The organism is Spirosoma aureum, from assembly GCF_011604685.1.
In the GTDB taxonomy this organism is placed as follows: Bacteria; Bacteroidota; Bacteroidia; order Cytophagales; family Spirosomataceae; genus Spirosoma; species Spirosoma aureum.
In genome coordinates this window covers 2,394,249-2,415,051 of sequence record NZ_CP050063.1, presented here as the reverse complement: position 1 = coordinate 2,415,051, position 20,803 = coordinate 2,394,249, and the positions used below count along the sequence as shown (strand labels likewise).

The window sequence follows — 20,803 nt, the reverse complement described above, 5'->3', positions numbered from 1 at the left end:
TGTCAACAAAGATAATGCTTCTTTTCTACACTCTCCTGCCCCTTGCTCCCTGCCGCATTCTTCGTACTTTTGTTTTCTTTACACGAATCAGGCAAAGCCCTTGAAAGAATACGGAAGTAGTATCCAGAAGCTGGTTGACAACATGGTCAACATCGAAGATCGGGAAAAACGTACTCGTTACGCGCATATCCTGATTGAGTTGATGCGGCAAATTCACCCTAACATGAAGGATGGTCAGGATTACTACAACAAACTGTGGGATGACCTTTACATCATGTCAGGTTTTACCTTAGACGTAGATAGCCCCTACCCGCCCCCATCGGAAGAGGCTTTAGGCAAAAAGCCCCAGCGAGTTCCTTATAATACGCACCATCTGAAGTTCAAACATTTTGGCCGAAACGTCGATTTGTTAATTGCCAAGGCCATTTCGGTTGAAGATCCTGAAGAAAAACGCGCTTTTGTGTCGTATCTGACCCGATTGATGCGCACTTTTTATCAGGCCTGGAATAAGGAATCCGTTGAGGATGAAACCATTTACCAGAGTCTGCTGGAGCTTTCCAATGGTAAACTCGCCGACGATATTAAACTGATTCGGGAACAGGGACTGGTTGACGCCACTCCCCGAGAACGCACCGGCGACCAAACGCAGCCCCAACGCGTGGGCGGCAACTTCGGTGGGAATCAGAATCGCAATAACCGGGGCGATGGCCCAAATCAGGGACGGCAGAATAACCGGAATGAAGGTGGTAACCAGCGTAACTTCGGTCGTAACAACCGGAACGACGGACCTCCGGGTCGCCCCAATAACCGCAACGACGGCGGTAACCCGCGCAACTTTGGTAACCGTGGCGACGGTCAGAATCAGGGCGGACGGCCAAACAATCGCAACAACGACCGTCGCAGACGCTAATTATGAGTACTCATAAATGATGAATGATAAATGCTTTTCGAACAGGCATTCATTATTCATCATTTTAATTTATCCTCCAATCAATGGCTTCTTTTCAAATTACGGGTGGGCGCAAGCTCAAGGGTGAACTGATTCCTCAAGGGGCAAAAAACGAAGCCCTTCAAATTCTATGTGCCGTTTTGCTGACGAAAGAACCCGTCACAATCCATAACATTCCTAACATCCGCGATGTCAATCAGTTGATCGATCTGCTGGGCGATCTGGGTGTCTGGGTAACTAAAATTGGCGAAAACTCGTACCGTTTCGTTGCATCAGATGTCAATCTGGATTATCTGGAAAGCGACACTTACAAGCGAAAAGCAGCCGCTCTTCGTGGTTCGGTTATGCTGTTAGGGCCCATGCTTGCCCGTTTCAAAAAAGGCCGGATTCCACGCCCTGGTGGTGATAAAATTGGCCGTCGGCGCCTGGATACTCACTTCCTGGGTTTTGAGAAACTCGGTGCTCAGTTTAACTATGATGCCAATGATGGTGGTTATTACCAGGTTGACGCCAGCAATCTGCGCGGTACGTATATGTTGCTCGATGAAGCATCGGTGACCGGTACTGCCAACGTGCTGATGGCGGCCGTGATGGCTGAAGGAACAACGACAATCTACAATGCGGCCTGCGAACCTTACCTACAGCAATTGAGCAAGATGCTTAATTCGATGGGGGCAAAGATTTCTGGCGTTGGCTCCAATTTACTGACGATCGAAGGCGTTTCGGAACTTCAGGGCACCGAACACACGATGTTGCCTGATATGATCGAGATTGGCTCGTTCATTGGTCTGGCCGCTATGACCCAATCGGAAATAACGATCAAAAACTGCCGGATTCCAGAGCTGGGGATAATTCCTGATCAATTTCGGCGGCTAGGTATTCAGGTCGACTTCCGGGGTGATGATATTTTTATACCGGCTCAGGAGCGTTACCAGATCGAAACCTTTCTGGATGGGGGCATGATGACCGTTGCAGATTCGCCCTGGCCTGGCTTTACGCCCGATTTGTTAAGTATTGTGCTCGTTACAGCCGTACAGGCGCAGGGAACATTACTGATTCACCAAAAAATGTTTGAAAGTCGGTTGTTTTTCGTAGACAAACTCATCGATATGGGTGCTCAGATTATTCTCTGCGATCCACACCGGGCTACGGTTGTCGGTCTGAACCGCCAATTACCATTGAAAGGTATCCGCATGTCATCGCCCGATATTCGGGCAGGGGTTGCCTTACTCATTGCGGCCATGTCGGCGCAGGGAACCAGTATTATCGATAACATTGAGCAGATTGACCGGGGCTATCAACACATCGATACGCGTCTGAATGCGATCGGTGCGGAGATTATCCGGCTTTGATTAGTCTTCAAACCTATATAGCTTCAAAAACCTTATAGGTTTAGAATGAATCTACGGTTTGTTGATAAACAATTAGCCGAAGTCGGGGTTATTAATTGGTAATCCATTAACTATCGAACTCATTTGTTATGATCACGAACAAAGAAATTGTTGATGACCTCAACGATCTGGTCAAAATCAACAACGACCGCATTCACGGCTACGAAGACGCCATTAAAGACAATGAAGATGCTCAGTTAAATGAGCTGTTCCGTCACATGGTTATCCAGAGCGAGCAGTTCCGTAGTCAGTTAGCCGACCACATTGTCCGGATTGACGGTTCGGGTGTTGCTGATGTTGATTCAACCGATCTGACCAGCAAACTACACCGCGCCTGGATTGATATTAAATCGGCGGTAACCGGAAAAGAACGGTCAGCGATCCTGAGTTCCGTAGAATTCGGTGAAAATGCAGCCGTAGAAGCCTATGAGGATGCCATTGCGAAAGATCATATTCCGGCTTATATCAAAGAAGATTTGCAGAAGCAATTGAGCGAGCTAAAGGGCGCTTATGATAAAATTAAGGGCCTGCACGAGACCGCTTAAGCTTAATTGGGCCTAAGAACGAAACAGGGAATGCCGAACGGCATTCCCTGTTTCGTTCTTAGGCTACTAACCATACTAACGCGATTGAGCGACTCTGGCCGACAGGTCGTCGAGAACTTCGGCGAGTTGAAGAAGCTGACCTACCAAGCCAATTTCCGACGACTCATTAGCTGCTCGCTTGGTCAGTTTGCTAAGTGTATGCAGCGATCCCGCAATTTTAGGAGCCTTTCCTTCCGTCAGGGCCTGCTTTAGAGAAAACAGTTCATCGGCAACATTTTCCAACGTCTGATTTCCTTCGCCAAGAGCCTTACTCCACTCACTAATCAACTCGTCGACTGGGCTAATATGCTCTGCGCCCTGTTGCAACCGTTGCAATGTTGTTGCCAGCAGTTGCCCTGTGTCCTGGTTCGTTTGTAGTGCCATGATCGTTTTATTTACGGTTCAGTATTCGATTAACGGTTTATGGATGTTCAGACAAACCAATTCGCAGGCCTATTTCGGTAACGGCATATCCTGAAAATCTTCGTCAGTTAACCGGATCGTAGCAGCCTGTACATTTTCTTCCAGGTGTTTCACCGAAGAGGTACCAGCAATGGGCAACATAACAGGTGAAGCAGCCAGCAACCAGGCAAGTGCAATCTGGTACTCAGTCGCATTGTGCCGTTCTGCTACTTTTTTAATCGCTTTTTGAGCCGATATATTACCTGCATTGAGCGGGAACCACGGAATAAACGCAATATTGTTCTGCTCACAGTAGTGCAACACGTTATTCCATCGCTGCTCACCAAAATTATACATATTCTGGACTGAAACCACCTCAAAATATTGCTTCGCTTCTTCGATTTGTTCGATACTTACCTCCGATAAACCAATGTGTTTGATTTTGCCCTGTTGCTGAGCTTCCTGCAAAAAGCCCAGGAATTCTTCCGAGGGAACTTTACTATCGAAGCGGTGGAGCTGATACAGGTCAATCTGATCGAGTTTCAGGCGCTTAAGGCTGCCATTCAAGGCCTCTTCCAGGTGTTTCCGGCTCCCATCTACCGGCCATTGATTCGGGCCCGTTCGCAGTAATCCGCCTTTGGTTCCAATAACCAACCCTTCCGGATAGGGATAAAGTGCTTCGGCGATCAGCTCTTCTGCAACATGAGGGCCATAACTATCGGCGGTATCGATGAAGTTAATACCAAGATCGAGAGTACGTTTTAGCACACGAATGCACTCATCATGGTCTTGAGGTGGTCCCCAGATGCCGTGGCCAGTTAGACGCATAGCTCCGTAGGCCATTCGATTGACGGTTAAATCACCAATGGTAATCGTACCAGCTTGTGATGCTGGCGTTTCTGTTACTTGCATAAGTGTTTCTGGTTGTTTGTTGCAAAACAGGACAACAGATCGTGTCCTGTATCCTACTCATAAACCAATAGAAACGCTTTTTGTATAAACGGAACCAAGAAGTTTTCATTTTTTTTATGCCTTTACCTGCGCATAGCGCTGAAAAAGAAGCTGCTGCTTTAGTAACAACAGGCTCCGACATTTTTAGGCGAATTGCTCAATCGAGCGCCACTCGGCGATTCCTTTTTCGGTCAACAATGGAATCAGGAGCGCCAGAAAGATGCGCTGATAGTGATTAAGTTTCTCGTCAATCGGACCATCATGAAAAATAGTAGCACTGGATAACCAGAAATCGCCGACTATAAACAACTGATCCAGCAAATCGTCATCGTGGCCCGGATATAGCTCCCCCCGCATTCTGTCCGATGCTCTTAACTGAAGCAGGATTTGCCGGAACACGACTTTGCGTTTTACAACCAAAGCCCTATGCTTCTCGCGCAGTTCCGGTATTCGTCGCATAATACCAGCGAAATCCAGCATCAAAAAACGATAGTCATGCAGGATCGCCATGCTTGCTTTAGCCGATTCGATGAGAACTTCCATTTCCTGATCAGCAGTCGCATAAACCGCCCCGATCCGAACGCTCAGCTGATCGACCAATTGGTCGTAAAGGTGGTTTATTATAATGTCGGTATTGGGGAAATGATAACACAAATTCCCGTGGCTGATGCCTACTTCTTTGGCAATATGCCGAACCGTACTAACATCTGCTCCCTGCTCATTAAACAATTTCAGAGCCGCCTGTAAAATTTTAGCTTTTGTATCCACCGATAAATAGAACGTTTGTTCTAAATGCAAATCTCATTAGTACATTTGTCCTAAATATAACAAATAACAATGGAACAAACAGGAATAATCATCGGAGGAGGTATTGGAGGGCTGATAACGGCGTTAGCCCTGAACCAGCAGGGCATTCGGTCAACTATTTATGAGAAGGCTATCCGTCTACAGGAAGTGGGCGCCGGATTAGTTTTATCGTCCAATGCACTTTTTGTATTCGATCAGTTAGGGCTGTTGGAAGCGCTTACTTCGATTAGCTGGCCGCTTACAAAAGGGTTGATTACAGATCCGAATGGTCGAATTGTACAGGAATTAGATGTTCAGGAACTGACAAAGCAATACGGTTACGGAACGCTTGTTGTCAACCGCGGGAAACTTCAACGGTTATTGCTGGATTCTCTAAATCCGGATCAGATTCATACAGGCAAGCAACTAGCCGACCTATATGACGATGGTCGGCAGGTGCACGCCCGATTTACGGATGGTTCTACAGCGGATGGCTCGTTTTTGATTGGGGCGGATGGCATTCGATCAGCCGTTCGTACGCGACTCTTCAGTGAGCAACCCCTGCATTATTCAGGACAATCCTGCTGGCGAACGATCATCAACTATCCTTTACCCGTTGATGAACAATCGACATCTATTGAATATTGGGGCCGCTCAGCTGGTCTGCGCGTTGGCCTGGTACCATGCGGTCTCAACCAGCTTTATGCCTACATCACCGTGGCGACTCCAGCCAATGGCCATGATGTACCAGGTAAAACCATTCCCTACTTACAGTCTTTAGGCCAGCACTTTCCGCCAATTGTTTCACGGATACTCGAAGCCGCCGAAGAAGGGCGAGTTCACCGCGCCGATCTCTATGACTTACCAACCTTACGAACCTGGTCGCGCGGTCGATGTACCTTACTGGGCGATGCCGCCCACGCCACTACGCCTAACGTAGGTCAGGGAGCCTGTCAGGCAATTGAAGACGCGTTTGTTGTAAGCACATGTCTGGGTCAAACAACGACTGAGGCTGAGGCCTTCCGTCAGTACGAATCAATCCGTAAGGCAAAAGTCGACCGTATTGTAAAACTTTCACGCCAGATTGGGCAGGTTGTTAATTTGCCCGGATGGCTCAAACCACTTGCCTTCACAGCCATGCGAATACTGCCAAAATCGGCCAGCAAACAGCAATTTGACGGAATTTACAACATGGACTATGCTCGAAAACTGGCAATCAACGCTTCTCGATCCCATCCAGCACCCGTCGAATGACATTGGCCCGCTGCATGAAATCGAGGGAGGTTTTTACATCCTGATCGTCGATAACCTGCTTAAACTGCTGTAGAAACTCGATATAAGCCGAAAGCGCATCGGAAACATTGATCCGGTTCTGGTCAAAAATAGGTGCCCACATCTGCGGAGAGCTTTTGGCCAACCGTACCGTTGAGCTGAAACCGGTGCTGGCCATATCGAAGATGGCCTGTTCGTCTTTTTCCTTTTCCAATACCGTCAGGCCAAGTGCGAAAGCGCTGATATGGCTCAGGTGCGAGACATAGGCCAGATGAAGATCATGCTCCTGCGGAGTCATATAAAACAATTTCATACCGGCATCCCGGAATAGGCTTTCGGTCAGCGTCAGGCTATCGGGATTGCTTTTCTCGCGGTCGCAGATGATCAGATTTTTGCCGGGTAACAGCTCCTTGAAGGCAGCGCTGGGGCCAGAATTTTCGGTTCCGGCCATGGGGTGAGCGGCCACAAACTGCGCCCGTTTTGAATGTGCATCAGCAATGCCGCAAATCAGTTCTTTGGTCGACCCCAGATCGACAACGGTTGCACCGGGTGGCAATAAATCCAGAACCCTGGGCAACAGATCGATAATAATATTGACGGGTGTAGCCATCACGACCAACGTGCTTTGTGCTACAGCTTCCTCCAATGGCAAGACCTCATCGACAATGCCTTTAGCTAGTGCTAGCTGGCCATTGACGGTTGAGGTATCGACACCAACGAAGCGTATTTTGGGGTATTTTTCGCGTATGGCCAGGGCGAACGATCCACCTAATAAGCCTATTCCAACGATGCTTACAACCATTATTTTATTCGTTTTACAGCTTCTTCGATCCGTTCTTTAGGCATACACAACGACACCCGTATGTAGCGATCGCCTTTGGGTCCAAAAATGAAGCCCGGTGCAATGAAAACGTGCTTCGTCAGGAGTAAGTCATCCACCAGTTTTTCGGCCGATTCGGTTGAATCGGAGAGTTTCGCCCAGATGAACAACCCTTCCTGATCAGTCGTATAGGTACAGTTGAGCGCATCCAGAAAAGCATGAACGGCATCTAACCGTCCCTGATACACGGCATTACGCTCGCGGTGCCAATCGTCGGAGTTGGTTAGGGCTTCGGCAGCGGCATCCATCAAGGGTTTGAACTGTCCCGAGTCGACGTTACTTTTAATGGTCAATACGGCATCTACATAAGCTTTGGCCGCAGCCATCCAGCCAATACGCCAGCCCGCCATATTATGCGACTTACTCAACGAATTCAACTCGATACCTACCTCTTTCGCTCCGTCGACCGATAACAGACTAATAGGCGGTTTTTTATTCAGAATCAGGCTATAAGGGTTGTCGTGACACAACAATATCCGATGATCGTGGGCAAACCGTACGGCCCGCTCAAATAAAGCACGGGTTGCGGGTGCACCGGTCGGCATATGCGGATAATTGAGCCAGATAAGTTTGGTCGTATCGGTCAGCAAATCGGCCATAACCTCCCAATCGGGTTGCCACCCGCCATACTCCAGTAAAGGATATTCGCGAACATAAGCGCCAATCATACGGCTCACAGCCCGGTAGGCCGGATAACCCAGTTCAGGAACGAGAACGCCATCGCCGTCATTCAGGAACGTCAGCGAAATATGGGTAATACCTTCTTTTGAGCCAATTAATGGCAAAATTTCGGTATCGGCATCAAGCGGAACTCCATAGGTATGGGCATAAAACTGAGCGATGGCCTGGCGCAAGCCTGGCGTACCCTTATAAGGCTGATATCCATGCGATGCTGGCTGTTGCGCCGACTTGATGAGCGCATCCACCGTGTTGGCAGACGGCATCAGGTCAGGATTGCCGATACCGAGGTTAATTACATCATGTCCAGCCGCCTGAAGGCGACGGACTTCGGCCAATTTCACCGAAAAATAGTATTCCTGCGTTTGATCAGCGCGGTGGGCAAGAGGGATTATCATTCCAAACTGTGCTTCTTCTGGTTTGGCCGATCTCATTGATTTTTGTGTAAATCAGCCTTCATTACGATAATAAACCGCAAAGATACCGGGAAATAAATCCTGCTGATCAGCAAAACAGAATAATCATCGTTCAGCGAGGTATTTCAGCAATGGGGCCAGATGCAATGCCTGCATCATCTCGCCCTTATTGATGATGTCCCATGCCCGTTCCGGCGATACAATATGAACGGTTATTTCTTCAGTCGATTCGAGGTGCTGCGCCTGTTTAGGCTCTACCCCGATCGCCAAAAATGAATGCGTCAGGTTTGCATGCGTTCCCGGATTGGCAGAGAGTGTCATCAATGGTGTCCACTGGCCACCCCCAAAGCCCGTTTCTTCCAGAAGTTCGCGCTGAGCCGCCACGAGTGGCTCTTCGCCGGGATCAACAACACCCGCGCAAAGTTCGTAGTGAACACCTGCAATACCATGCCGGTATTGCCGGATCAGTACAACCTGTCCTTCGGTCGTTACAGCCACGACATTGATCCAGTCAGGATACTCTAAAATGAAATAATTGGGAATAGTACCGCCATTTTGCATTCGGACGGCATCTTTGCGAACCGTAAACCACGGCAATTGATGGAGGTATTCGGAGCTTTCGACCGACCAGGGCCGAGGGTCATTATCTGGAATCATAGACACAAAGGTAGGCAGGACTACCGGACTAATTCATCCGCAAACCGCAAGTATTGTTCCCAATTGTAGTTCGTAACATCCTGTTTGACGGTTCGGACGTGAAAACGAACCGTTTGACCAACGGGTTGATTAATGGCAGGAAATGTGATCGCACATACGTACCAACTTTGGCTTCATCGTAATTATAAACTGGTTCAGCAGTTTGCCCATTGGCAAGGCTGACAACGAAAAGACTCAATGCTTGCCAATCTGGTATACGATTCATAAACAGAGAAAAGTGGGCTTATAATCCAACGAAAAGACCCCTAACACCCTTACTTTTCCGGCTTATTTTCAGTAATACCAGCGGCTATTTAGTCGACTTTTTTATCCAAATCATATCAAACCGCCTTTCCAGTTCGTTGTAAGGGGAAATTTTGCATCTGCAATTTCCGATCGTACAACACAACCTAATGAAAAATATCGCTGTCGTTTTCGTTGCTGCGTTATGTCTTTTCTTTTCGTCCTGCCACCGGCCCGTCGCCTATTTCCAACGAACTCCTCATCCAGCAGCGGCCAGACTTTCTGCCAATCAGTCGGTTGCTCCTAATCAGGTAGTAATTCCTGATTCCGTTTCAGTAATTGAGCAACCCGTTGCCATTGCTTTGGAGACAGCGACTCCGGCGGTTGTCAGCCGGGGCAATACACCGGACCAATTGGCTTCGAAGCGCGTAGAACGCCGGATGCAGCGCATTCAGTCGTTGTTAACGCATTCGACAGAGGTTATTGATAAACAACCGAAGCCAAAACCTAAACCCAAGAGTCAACTTCGGCTTGGCAATAAAATTCGTCAGGGACTGGGTTTACCACTGCGCGAGGAGTTGAACTGGTGGCAACGGATTAGTTGGAAGCTTAAAGCATCGATAATTATACTATTGGTGGCCGTGCTATTTGCCATTCTGCACATCACGATACTGGCCATCATTTTCGGTGTCGTCGGCGCATTCCTGATGATCAGTGGCCTGAAAAAGTCATTCAAGGTTAAGCGGCCGTGGTTCTGATGACAATTACCGCCAATTTCTCGCAGACGGGAAAACGCTCATTGGTCGAGAAATGGTAGTTAAGGCAAATTCTGGATCGAGTCGTAAATCAATTTGATGTACTTCTTTCTATCGATGTCGTACACAAAATCGACATTCGGTTTCTTTTTCAATACATCGAAAAAATCGACTACGGTGGTGCCCAGCGTTAGCTTGCCCGTCAGTTCTACATCTACGTAACAGGCTTTCGATTGAAACATGGATGGATCAATCAACCAGGCAATGGCACAGGGATCGTGCAGTGCGGCTCCCCCATTCAACTCGGTCCGCTCTTTTCGGTAAAAGATGGAAAAGAAGTCCATCAATTCAGCGATCACTTTGCCCGTTTTATTCCCAACAGCTCTGAACAGTTCTATATCTTCCTGAAAAACCAATGCCTTGTGCGTAACGTCCAGACCGCACATGGTGATCGGAACACCAGAATTAAACACAACAGCAGCGGCTTCGGGATCGACATAGATATTGAACTCGGCAGTAGGCGTCATATTCCCTCGAAAAGCGCCACCGCCCATCAGCGAAATCCGCTCAATTTTCGACTTCAGATGCGGATAGGCCAGCAAAAAAGTGGCAATGTTGGTTAGTGGTCCGGTCGGCACAAGGGTGACCTTCTCCGGGCTATCGGTCAGAATTTTGGCAATGGCTTCGATGGCCGATAAGGGCTCGGCTTCAATAACAGGCTCCGGCAGAATAGGACCGTCCATTCCCATCTCGCCGTGCACATAATCGGCAATAATGAGTTCACGAAAAAGAGGCTTGTCGCAGCCTTTATAAACGGGGATATCAACGGCTAGCAAAGCCTTAATTTTCAGCGCGTTTTTCAGCGTTTTTGCCTGTGTCTGGTTTCCGGCCGATGTCGTGATTGCTTTAATATCAAACAAGCCACAACCAACCGCCAGCATCAACATCACGGCATCATCGTGACCGGGGTCACAGTCAATAATCACGGGTAATTTCTTCATTCGTTGGTGGTTTTCATAGCGTTCCAGCTACCGTATACCTGGGTATACTCAGCTATAAATAGCCAATATACTACGAGTCCTGAAGAACCTGACATCCCGGCTTTGACAAAGTTTAGACCCCAGTTGATGGTCAATGAGAATCCATGTCAAATTTGATCTACAGAAATCGTCGGCTATCTTAGTCAATTGTTTTTGTATTCCAGCGTTGTCCTATGCGTTTTTCTACCTCTTTCCCGCTCGCTCTGCTCATCAGTCTGACTGTCGTGACGGTGTCTTTGGCTCAGTCGGGCAGTATTCCTTCCGAGGCACAAACCATTGCGAAAACCGTCCGCCCTGAAGCGATCCGGGCCGCCATGCATTTTCTTGCCGATGATGCGCTCGAAGGCCGCAAACCCGGCACACGAGGGTTTGCGCTGGCTGCCAATTACATGCAAACCCAGCTCGAAGCACTGGGTCTACAACCAGCCGGAGAAAACAATACGTATCGCCAGGCCGTACCCCTCCGCCGGTGGCAGGTCCGGGAAAAGACTAGTTTTCTGACGCTTTCCTTTAAAGATGGCGAAAAGACACTGCTTTATGGACAACAGTTTATTCTGAACCCAAATCCAGATCATGCCAACAGCGATGTCAGTGCACCTGTTGTGTTTGTCGGCTATGGCGTGTCGGCACCAGAGTTGGGGTATGATGATTATGCGAACATTGATGTTAAAGGTAAAATCGTGGCTTATGTAAACGGAGCGCCAACCATTTTTCCGTCAAACCAGCGGGCTTATTATTCGTCGGCGAAGGCAGAGATCGCTGCGGCACATGGAGCAGTCGGTGTGCTTTCGTTTAGCTTACCAACCGACTTGCGTAACCGCATCGAAACAGCCGCTCCCCGAACCCGGCAAGGCATTTATCGCTGGCTCGATAAGCGTGGAAAGCCACAACGCACGTTTCCGGCCATTAAAGGCTCTGCTTCCCTAAGCGATTCGACCGCCAGGCTGATTTTTACGAATTCGGCCACTTCGTTCAGCGATGCGGTAGCCGCTGTCATGAAAAACCGCTCTCAGGCATTTCCGCTTAACATTTCGGCTCAGATGCATACCCAGACTGATGCAGTAGAAGATGTAGCCGGACAAAATGTAGTAGCCGTATTGCCTGGCTCTGATCCTGTTCTGAAAAACGAATACATCGTCTATGTCGCGCACCTCGATCATTTAGGCATTGGCCGCCCGGTAAAAGGCGACTCGATCTATAACGGTGCGCACGATAACGCGTCGGGGGTTGCTATCAATCTCGAAACGGCCCGGCTATTCGCATCCCTGCCCAAAGCTCCGCGCCGATCGCTTGTGTTTGTGGGCGTAACGGGAGAGGAAATGGGCCTGCTGGGTTCCGATTATTTTGCCAGTAACCCAACCGTTCCGAAAGACAAAATCGTTGCCAATTTCTGCCTCGATATGCCCTTTTTCTTCCACCCATTGCTCGATATCGTGCCCTATGGTGCCGAACATTCAAGTCTGGGTCATGAAACAGAACTGGCCGCTGCATTTGTTGGCGTTCAGATCAGCCCGGACCCGATTCCGGAACAAACTGTGTTTATGCGCAGCGATCACTTCAGCTTTGTTCGGCAGGGCATTCCGGCCATCTATATCAAAAGCGGCTCCCAAACAGGCAATCCCAACCTCGACGGCACCAAACTCAACCTCGATTGGCGGGCTACCATTTACCACTCTCCACAGGATGATATCAACCAGCCCTTCGATTTCAATGCCGCGGCCAAACATGTGCAACTGCAATTCCTGATCGGCTATCTAGCGGCTCAGGCCGACAGTCGCCCTACCTGGAACAAGGGTGATTTTTTCGGAACGAAGTTTGGGAAGCCCGCTACACCCTAAAAATGAACTAGCGACAAGCCCTATTCATTGTGGATTGGGCTTGCCGCTAGTTTGCTTAACCAAAATCAGTCTCAAAAAGAATAATAAGCTATTCTTTTTGAGACTGATTTTGGTTAAGCATTTTTCCACTTAATACCGCAACCAATGGCTCTGGCCGATGTTGTGGTTACCGACTTGCCCGACAGCAACGCATTGACGGCTTCTTCGACGTATTTTTTATCGGCAGCCGATGCGTCGCGCTGATTGTTATCAATGGCCCCGATGTAAGCAATCTTATATTGACCACCGTCTTTTTTGACAACGAACATATGGGGAGTGTTCGTTGCACCAAAGGTCCGGGCAACGGCCTGACTCTCATCATACAGATAAGGGAATGCGTATTTTTTTGCTTTAGCCCGGTCCTGCATGGCCATGAATGAATCGCCGGGCGACTGTTCAGCATCATTGGCCTGAATCGCCAGAACAGGATACCCTTTCGACGCAAACTCTTCATTCAGTGCCATAATCCGGCTTTCATAGGCTTTCGCTACCGGACAGCTGTTGCAGGTAAAGGCGATAATGTAGCCTTTCGCGTCTTTTTTGTCAGCCAGCGAAACCGTTTTTCCATCTACATTTTTCAGTTTAAAATCCTGAACCGTATCCCCTACCTTATACCCATCCGACAAACTCCGGGTACTCATCAACGCTACAGTCAGTAGCAGTGCCAACATTGACAAAAAAGCGGTCTTTTTCATGATGATTATAGTTTGTATTGATCAATTATGGTTGTAAGTTCTCCTTCCTTCAAGGGTTTACCAATGTACTGTCTGATTTTCCGCCGTTGGTTGATAATCAGCGTCATTGGCAGTGCTCCCGACCACTCCGGGGCTATTTTATCGATCCACGTATTCAGGTCAGTTTCATCGAGTAAAACGACTTTTGACCGAATTTTCCGGTTTCGAACGAATGGATTTACCTTCCTGGTCAGATCGCTCTTATCATCCAGACTTACCAGCAGAACAGCCAATTTCTTATCGGAATACGCTTGCCTCAACGCTTCGAACTGCGGCAATTCCTTAACACATGGCGCACACCACGTAGCCCAGAAATTCACGACATAAAGTGTGTCATTCGGCTGATTGACCAGTTGATTCAACTGATTGAATTTAATGACCTTCACCAACTGGCTTTGTGCTGGTTTAGCGCCAGCCAGCAGTAATATCAAAAATAAGCCAAAAATTGATTTCATGTTCATAATCAACAAAATAGCTATTTAATAGCAAAACGCGAGTGTAGCCAATTCAGTATAAAAAAGGCGGTTGTGTATTCTGGTTGTAGGTTAGAGTAGGCGTGCCACAGTTTTGAACCGTGGCACGCCTACTCTAACCTACAACCAGAATAAAATAAATTATTCAACTCTTCTGGCTAAAAACGGCAACAGCTTTCCCATCTTTACCGCACGAATTCATCTGCATCGGTACTCCTCACTACGCCGGAATGTCAATCAACAACTATGCCTGGCACCATCCTACTCATCGACGACGAACCCAAACTTCGTCAACTATTAGCCCGAATCCTGACTCTGGAAGATTATCAGGTACTGGAGGCTGATGATGCCCGAAGTGGCTTACGCACACTGGAACGAACAGAAATCCAGTTGGTTATCAGCGATGTAAAGCTCCCCGACGGTAATGGTATTGACCTGACAGCCCAGGTAAAAAAAATCCAGCCCGCCACTGAAGTCATTGTCCTGACTGCTTATGGGACTATTGCCGATGGCGTAAAAGCGATCAAAAATGGTGCTTTCGACTACATAACCAAGGGCGACGATAATGATAGGATCATTCCGCTGGTGAGTCGGGCAATCGAGAAGGCGCAGTTACAGTTTCGGATTAAACGGCTCGAAGAACAGGTACAACAGAAATACGGTTTTGAGAAAATTATCGGGCAGTCCAAAACCATTCAGCAAGCCATCGATCTGGCCCGCAGAGTTGCGGTGACCGACACGACTGTACTGCTGACCGGCGAAACGGGCACAGGAAAAGAAGTTTTCGCGCAGGCTATCCACCAGGCGAGTCCACGCCGGGCGGGGTCGTTTGTGGCTGTCAATTGTAGCGCGCTGGGTAAAGAAATTCTGGAAAGTGAACTCTTCGGGCATCGAGCCGGTGCATTTACGGGAGCTACACGCGACAAAAAAGGGCTGTTTGAAGAAGCCAATAAAGGCACTATTTTTCTGGACGAAATCGGCGAAATGGCCCTTGACCTACAGGCCAAACTGCTGCGTGTGCTCGAAACGCACGAATTTATGCGCGTAGGCGACACAAAGCCTACCAAAACCGATGTGCGGGTTGTTGCCGCCACCAATCGTGATCTGAAGCAGGACGCCGAAACCGGCCATTTTCGGTCTGATTTATACTACCGGCTCTCCGTTTTTTCCATCGAACTTCCTCCCCTGCGCGACCGGCGCGACGACATTCCTGTCCTTGCCGAAGTGCTGGCTCAGCAGGAAGCTGCCAAAATTGGAAAAAAGCAAATGACGCTAAGTCCGGCATTTATCGACGCGCTAACCCGCTACAGTTGGAAAGGCAACATTCGCGAATTGAAAAACGTCATCGAGCGGGCGGTTATCCTCAGCGATGGGCAAACCTTATTGCCAACCTATCTACCGCTGGATGTTCAATCCCCTTCCAGTCAACCTCCTGCCTTTTCATATGACCTGGCGACCGTCGAAAAAAACCATATCGAACGTGTGTTGCAGCATACGAATGGCAACAAAGCCGAATCCGCCCGGCTGCTCGGTATTAGTCTGAGTACGCTCTATCGGAAATACGATGAATATCAGTTAGGGTGACCGATTAACTACTTAATGAAAAAGGAATTCCGGTTCAGTATGGATGGGTCGAATCTTCATTCGCGCTATAGATCAGGTGTCTTCAGTTTTGACTATCCCATTTCACGGGCTCATTCCAATCTTTTCGCTCCATTCCTAAAATGAGAACTGACCTTGTCAAAATGAGAAGGTTGCCGAATTTCTTTTTCATTGCAGAAAACAAATCCTATAATTAATTTACTGATTATCAATTATATAGCCAATAGTCTCTCTTTCCAATCAAGCCTGGAATACTTTTTGGCATACCCTGTTCGAACCAAACAGAATTGCTTTTTATGGAAATCGTCCTTCTGATTATAACTGCCCTGCTCTGCTTCGCATTTTTCTACAAATCCATCGAGTGGTTTGAACACATTTAATACATTGAATTACGGAATGATTGAATCTGGACTGACATACACTCACTCTATCATTCAATAATTCAATCAGTCAATCCTTATCATGCTCACAGGCTTATTCATCATCTCGCTGATGGTTTTCGCGTACATGCTGTACGTGCTGATAAAACCAGAAAAATTTTAACCCGAACGTCTCTCCCGGTGTGGGAGTAACACACATTCACCATGTCAACTGAATTAATAGGCGTTATAGCCATGTACGGAATAACCGTTCTGCTGGCCATTCCGCTGGGCAAATACATTGCCAACGTCTTTAAACCTGAATCGGCCAACGGACCGCTGGAACGGTTCATTTATCGCATAGGAGGTATCGATCCAACCCGCGAAATGAGTTGGAAAGAAAACCTCGTTGCCCTACTAACGATCAACGCCGTGTGGCTGGCTTTCGCCTTTACGCTGCTTCTGCTGCAAGGCATTCTTCCGCTTAACCCGGACGAAAATCCGTCCATGACGCCTGATCTGGCGTTTAATACGGCCATCAGCTTTATGGTCAACTGCGATTTGCAGCACTATTCGGGCGAATCGGGTGCCACCTATCTGACGCAGTTGTTCGTTATGAACTTCCTGATGTTTACGTCGGCGGCAACAGGTATTGCATCGCTGCTGCTCGTTGTGCGGTCGTTTCTGCCTAAAGTAGTAGACACCGTCGGCAACTTCTATGTGTTTTTCGTAAAGTCGATCACTCGAATCTTGCTGCCAATTTCCTTCATAGTGGCTCTGCTCCTGACATTTAATGGAACACCGGCCAGCTTTGATGGCAAGGACAGTATCGTAACCATGCAGGGTGATACGGTTGGCGTTTCCCGCGGACCAGCGGCTGGTATGATCGCCATCAAACACGTCGGTACCAACGGCGGTGGCTGGTTTGGTGCTAACTCAGCTCATCCACTCGAAAACCCAAACTATTTCACCAACATAGTCGAAATGGTGGCGCAGGTGCTCATTCCGATTGCGATGCTTTTTGCCCTCGGCTTCCTGATCAACCGCCGTCGGTTTACCTGGGTGGTCTATAGTGTCATGACGCTCGGCATGCTCTGTCTGCTGATACCAACGCTGGTAACCGAAGTCCATGGCAACCCAGCCATAGCACACTTGGGTGTGAGCCAGCCCACGGGAGCTATGGAAGGGAAAGAGGTTCGGTTTGGGCCGCTGGCATCTGCCTACTGGAGCATCGTAACGACCATTATTTCAACGGGTTCGGTCAACTCCATGCACGATTCGTCAATGGCTCTCTCGGGTACCATGGAACTGCTGGGTATGATGACCAATGCCTTCTATGGCGGCTGTGGCGTCGGCTTCCTGAATTATTACTACTACCTGATTATCGCCGTGTTTATTTCCGGACTGATGGTCGGACGAACACCCGAACTATTCGGTCGAAAAGTAGAAGCCCGTGAGATCAAGATTGCATCCATCGTAGCACTGCTGAGTACATTACTGGTGAAAGGCGGCACGGCTTTGGCTGCCTGGTTTTTTGTTAAGTACTCCAGTGCTGCCGGGGTCGCGTTCGACATGGCTGTTAAGCCCTCAGCCTGGCTCAACAATCCGGCAAACCACGGCTTCTCGGAAATATTATATGAGTTCACCTCGGCCAACGCCAACAACGGATCGGGCTTTGAAGGCCTGGGCGACAACAACTTTTTCTGGAACTTCGCAACGGGTATTGTCCTGATTCTGGGCCGGTTTATTCCGATCATTGGTCCGGTAGCAATAGCGGGTCTGCTGGCGAAGAAAAAATACGTTCCTGAATCGTCGGGCACTTTGCCTACCGACACAGCGACGTTCGGCCTCATGACCTTTGCCGTTATTATCATCATCACCGCACTTTCGTTCTTCCCGGCACTGGCCCTTGGTCCACTAGCCGAATATTTCTCACTCAAGTAATCCGACCGGCGATTTCTCCGATTTTCAGATAAAGCCAATTGGCGAATCACCGGTCCAGACAACATAAAAAAATGGCAAAGCAAAATTCATCCCCTTCTCTGTTCCAGCGCGAGCTCGTTGGCACGGCTATCCGGGAGTCGTTTGTCAAATTAAGTCCCTCAATTCTAATCAAGAACCCGGTTATGTTTACGGTCGAAATCGGTACCATCGTTATGGTACTGGTAACGGCTTACATCGCCATCACGGGCGATACATCGCAGGGATCGCTGGGGTATAACATCGCCATCACGGCAATTCTTTTACTGACCATTCTGTTCGCCAACTTCGCCGAAGCCATTGCCGAAGCACGTGGGAAAGCACAGGCCGAATCGCTTCGTAAAACTCGGCAGGAAACGCCCGCCAAGGTCATTCGGCCAGTAGGCAATATGTACACCGACGAAGTGCAGATTATTTCATCTGCACAACTCGTTAAAGGCGACATTTTCATATGCGAACCGGGCGACATTATTCCATCCGACGGGGAAATCATTGAAGGATTGGCCACCATCGACGAATCGGCCATTACGGGCGAATCGGCGCCGGTCATTCGCGAAGCCGGTGGTGATAAATCATCGGTAACAGGCGGAACGAAAGTGCTGTCTGACCGCATCAAAGTGCAGGTGACTACACAGCCCGGCGAGTCGTTTCTTGACAAAATGATTGCACTGGTAGAAGGAGCCAGTCGGCAAAAAACGCCGAATGAAATCGCACTCACGATTCTTCTGGCCGGTTTTACGCTCATTTTCATCATCGTCTGTGTGGCGTTGAAACCCTTTGCCGAGTACGCAAACACACCGATTACGATCGCGGCTCTGATTTCACTCTTTGTCTGTCTGATTCCAACAACCATCGGTGGGCTGCTGTCAGCGATTGGGATTGCCGGCATGGACCGCGCCTTACGGGCAAACGTCATTGCCAAATCAGGGCGGGCCGTTGAAACCGCGGGCGACATCGACACGCTGTTGCTCGACAAAACCGGAACGATTACGATTGGCAACCGGAAAGCCACCAATTTTTACCCGGCTCCGGGTGTCTCAGAAGACGATATGATCCGGGCTTCGGCGCTCAGCTCACTGGCCGACGAAACACCAGAAGGCAAATCCATCGTAGAGCTGGCAGGGCCCAAAGTGACGAATAAACTCTCTACGGATGGAGCTACACTCATTAAGTTCACCGCCGAAACACGCTCGTCGGGCATCGACATGCCTGCGGGGAAAAATGGATCGATCGTACGCATTCGTAAAGGAGCTACGGATTCAATTCGGAACATCATTACACGGGCTGGCAATCCATTCCCCAAAGAGACAGAAGATCAAGCCAAAAAGATTGCGGCCAACGGGGGCACGCCACTGGTCGTATCCGAAAATGATCTTGTAAAAGGTGTTATTGAATTACAGGATATCATTAAACCGGGCATTTCGGAACGCTTTGAACGGCTACGAAGAATGGGCGTAAAAACGGTTATGGTAACTGGCGATAACCCGCTGACAGCGAAGTTTATCGCCGAAAAAGCTGGCGTAGATGATTACATCGCCGAAGCCAAACCGGAGGATAAAATGAACTACATCCGTCATGAGCAAACAGGCGGTAAACTGGTCGCGATGATGGGCGATGGCACGAACGATGCACCGGCTCTGGCTCAGGCCGACGTTGGTGTAGCGATGAACTCAGGTACGCAGGCGGCCAAAGAAGCAGGCAACATGGTGGATCTGGATAACGACCCAACCAAACTGATTGAGGTGGTTGAAATTGGAAAACAGTTGCTGATTACACGCGGTACGCTTACAACGTTCTCGATTGCCAACGACGTAGCCAAATACTTTGCCATTGTTCCTGCACTCTTCGTGGTGTCGATTCCTGCCTTACAGGCTATCAATATCATGAAGCTTCACAGTTCAGAATCGGCTATTTTATCGGCAGTGATCTTCAACGCCATCATTATCCCGATGCTCATTCCGCTGGCCCTGCGTGGTGTCGAATACAAACCAATTGGCGCATCGGCCCTGCTCCGCCGGAACCTGTTCATTTACGGATTAGGCGGCATTATTGCTCCGTTTATCGGCATTAAATTGATTGATCTGGTTGTGGGGTTGTTTGTGTAACCAAACCTATGCCCACCCTCAGACCAGTCTCCACAACGAAAAAATAGTAATCATGAAAAATCATATTGGACCAGCCATTCGACTTACGTTCGTTCTGCTGGTCATCCTCTCCGTTCTTTATCCACTCGTGATCGCTGGCGTCAGTCGGTTTGCACCAGGGGGTGGTAAAGGTGAAACCGTCACTGTAAATGGTAAGGTAGTTGGCTACGCACTGGTAGGCCAGAAATTTACTGAAGACCGCTATTTTAACGGGCGTCCTTCTGCGGTTGACTACAATGCAGCGGGCTCGGCCGGATCGAATAAAGGCCCCTCGAACCCTGATTATCTGAAAGCTGTTCAGGTACGTATCGATACATTTCTGGTTCATAATCCCGGAATTCGTAAAGAAGACATTCCTGCCGAGTTGGTAACCGCATCAGGCTCAGGTCTGGACCCCGATCTGTCGCCCGTAGCGGCTAAGATTCAGGTGGCACGGATTGCGAAAACTCGTGGCATCAGTGCCGATCGGCTGAATCAACTGGTCGACGAACACACTAAAGGCCCGTTAATAGGCCTGTTTGGTCCTTCTACGGTAAACGTCCTGAAGCTGAACGTTGCCCTGGATGGTCTAAAATGAAGCCATGCCCCGAG

At 48.8% G+C, this 20,803-nt stretch carries 20 protein-coding genes; 11 read left to right on the top strand and 9 right to left on the bottom strand.

Going from position 1 to position 20,803, the window contains the following annotated elements:
- The first annotated feature begins 100 nt into the window (after window positions 1-100).
- The 3 genes from G8759_RS09635 to G8759_RS09625 all read left to right on the top strand — a co-directional run bounded on the left by G8759_RS09635 (window position 101) and on the right by G8759_RS09625 (window position 2,885).
- Window positions 101-910: a DUF4290 domain-containing protein gene (locus G8759_RS09635; RefSeq protein WP_167207390.1), complete on the top strand. Its 810-nt coding sequence runs from the start codon at window positions 101-103 to the stop codon at window positions 908-910.
- A gap of 83 nt (window positions 911-993) precedes the next feature.
- Complete coding sequence (gene murA, locus G8759_RS09630) at window positions 994-2,301, top strand: UDP-N-acetylglucosamine 1-carboxyvinyltransferase (RefSeq protein ID WP_162384851.1); 1,308 nt, start codon at window positions 994-996, stop codon at window positions 2,299-2,301.
- A gap of 128 nt (window positions 2,302-2,429) precedes the next feature.
- On the top strand, window positions 2,430-2,885 hold the full coding sequence (locus G8759_RS09625; protein ID WP_167207388.1) for a ferritin-like domain-containing protein: 456 nt from the start codon (window positions 2,430-2,432) through the stop codon (window positions 2,883-2,885).
- A gap of 75 nt (window positions 2,886-2,960) precedes the next feature.
- Here G8759_RS09625 and G8759_RS09620 read toward each other — a convergent pair whose 3' ends face one another.
- From G8759_RS09620 to G8759_RS09610, 3 genes are all read right to left on the bottom strand, one after another.
- The gene (locus tag G8759_RS09620) at window positions 2,961-3,308 is read right to left on the bottom strand and encodes a hypothetical protein (protein WP_167207386.1); all 348 of its coding nucleotides are present in this window, start codon (window positions 3,306-3,308) and stop codon (window positions 2,961-2,963) included.
- Window positions 3,309-3,377: 69 nt separating this feature from the next.
- Window positions 3,378-4,238, bottom strand: coding sequence for an aldo/keto reductase (locus G8759_RS09615; RefSeq protein ID WP_167207384.1), 861 nt, complete (start codon window positions 4,236-4,238; stop codon window positions 3,378-3,380).
- A gap of 183 nt (window positions 4,239-4,421) precedes the next feature.
- Window positions 4,422-5,045, bottom strand: a complete 624-nt coding sequence (locus tag G8759_RS09610) for a TetR/AcrR family transcriptional regulator (RefSeq protein ID WP_167207382.1) — start codon at window positions 5,043-5,045, stop codon at window positions 4,422-4,424.
- Window positions 5,046-5,114: 69 nt separating this feature from the next.
- On the opposite strand from G8759_RS09610, the gene G8759_RS09605 reads away from it, so the two are divergent.
- Entirely contained in the window at window positions 5,115-6,317 is a 1,203-nt protein-coding gene (locus G8759_RS09605) for an FAD-dependent monooxygenase (protein ID WP_167207380.1), read from the top strand.
- Here G8759_RS09605 and G8759_RS09600 read toward each other — a convergent pair.
- The 3 genes from G8759_RS09600 to G8759_RS09590 form a co-directional block, all read right to left on the bottom strand.
- Window positions 6,280-7,137 (bottom strand): prephenate dehydrogenase, encoded by an 858-nt coding sequence (locus tag G8759_RS09600; protein ID WP_167207378.1) that lies wholly within the window; start codon window positions 7,135-7,137, stop codon window positions 6,280-6,282. The two genes, G8759_RS09605 and G8759_RS09600, sit on opposite strands and share 38 nt — an antisense overlap.
- Window positions 7,137-8,291 carry a pyridoxal phosphate-dependent aminotransferase gene (locus G8759_RS09595; protein WP_167218836.1) on the bottom strand — a complete coding sequence of 385 codons (1,155 nt, stop codon included), beginning with the start codon at window positions 8,289-8,291 and terminating at the stop codon, window positions 7,137-7,139. The genes G8759_RS09600 and G8759_RS09595 overlap by 1 nt, the downstream gene beginning before the upstream one ends.
- 123 nt (window positions 8,292-8,414) lie before the next feature.
- The gene (locus G8759_RS09590) at window positions 8,415-8,966 is read right to left on the bottom strand and encodes an NUDIX hydrolase (protein ID WP_167207376.1); all 552 of its coding nucleotides are present in this window, start codon (window positions 8,964-8,966) and stop codon (window positions 8,415-8,417) included.
- Between the two features lie 452 nt (window positions 8,967-9,418).
- On the opposite strand from G8759_RS09590, the gene G8759_RS09585 reads away from it, so the two are divergent.
- A complete protein-coding gene (locus G8759_RS09585; protein ID WP_167207374.1) occupies window positions 9,419-10,006 on the top strand; it encodes a hypothetical protein in 588 nt (195 codons plus the stop codon).
- 59 nt (window positions 10,007-10,065) lie between these two features.
- On the opposite strand, the gene G8759_RS09580 is transcribed toward G8759_RS09585, so the two are convergent.
- Window positions 10,066-11,004, bottom strand: coding sequence for a nucleoside hydrolase (locus tag G8759_RS09580; protein WP_167207372.1), 939 nt, complete (start codon window positions 11,002-11,004; stop codon window positions 10,066-10,068).
- A gap of 212 nt (window positions 11,005-11,216) precedes the next feature.
- Between G8759_RS09580 and G8759_RS09575 the strand changes: the two genes are divergently transcribed.
- Window positions 11,217-12,881 (top strand): M28 family metallopeptidase, encoded by a 1,665-nt coding sequence (locus G8759_RS09575; RefSeq protein WP_167207370.1) that lies wholly within the window; start codon window positions 11,217-11,219, stop codon window positions 12,879-12,881.
- A gap of 113 nt (window positions 12,882-12,994) precedes the next feature.
- Here the strand turns inward: G8759_RS09575 and G8759_RS09570 are convergent, their stop codons facing one another.
- Window positions 12,995-13,615 carry a thioredoxin family protein gene (locus G8759_RS09570; protein ID WP_167207368.1) on the bottom strand — a complete coding sequence of 207 codons (621 nt, stop codon included), beginning with the start codon at window positions 13,613-13,615 and terminating at the stop codon, window positions 12,995-12,997.
- Window positions 13,616-13,620: 5 nt separating this feature from the next.
- Window positions 13,621-14,109 (bottom strand): TlpA disulfide reductase family protein, encoded by a 489-nt coding sequence (locus tag G8759_RS09565; RefSeq protein ID WP_197933114.1) that lies wholly within the window; start codon window positions 14,107-14,109, stop codon window positions 13,621-13,623.
- Window positions 14,110-14,373: 264 nt separating this feature from the next.
- On the opposite strand from G8759_RS09565, the gene G8759_RS09560 reads away from it, so the two are divergent.
- The 5 genes from G8759_RS09560 to G8759_RS09540 all read left to right on the top strand — a co-directional run bounded on the left by G8759_RS09560 (window position 14,374) and on the right by G8759_RS09540 (window position 20,789).
- The gene (locus G8759_RS09560; protein ID WP_167207364.1) at window positions 14,374-15,711 is read left to right on the top strand and encodes a sigma-54-dependent transcriptional regulator; all 1,338 of its coding nucleotides are present in this window, start codon (window positions 14,374-14,376) and stop codon (window positions 15,709-15,711) included.
- Window positions 15,712-16,191: 480 nt separating this feature from the next.
- Window positions 16,192-16,272, top strand: coding sequence for a potassium-transporting ATPase subunit F (locus G8759_RS36280; protein WP_162391580.1), 81 nt, complete (start codon window positions 16,192-16,194; stop codon window positions 16,270-16,272).
- Window positions 16,273-16,313: 41 nt separating this feature from the next.
- The gene (gene kdpA, locus G8759_RS09550) at window positions 16,314-18,032 is read left to right on the top strand and encodes a potassium-transporting ATPase subunit KdpA (RefSeq protein WP_167207362.1); all 1,719 of its coding nucleotides are present in this window, start codon (window positions 16,314-16,316) and stop codon (window positions 18,030-18,032) included.
- A gap of 71 nt (window positions 18,033-18,103) precedes the next feature.
- Window positions 18,104-20,173, top strand: coding sequence for a potassium-transporting ATPase subunit KdpB (gene kdpB, locus G8759_RS09545; RefSeq protein ID WP_167207360.1), 2,070 nt, complete (start codon window positions 18,104-18,106; stop codon window positions 20,171-20,173).
- A 52-nt stretch (window positions 20,174-20,225) separates the two neighbouring features.
- On the top strand, window positions 20,226-20,789 hold the full coding sequence (locus tag G8759_RS09540; protein WP_167207358.1) for a K(+)-transporting ATPase subunit C: 564 nt from the start codon (window positions 20,226-20,228) through the stop codon (window positions 20,787-20,789).
- Window positions 20,790-20,803 lie beyond the last annotated feature (14 nt).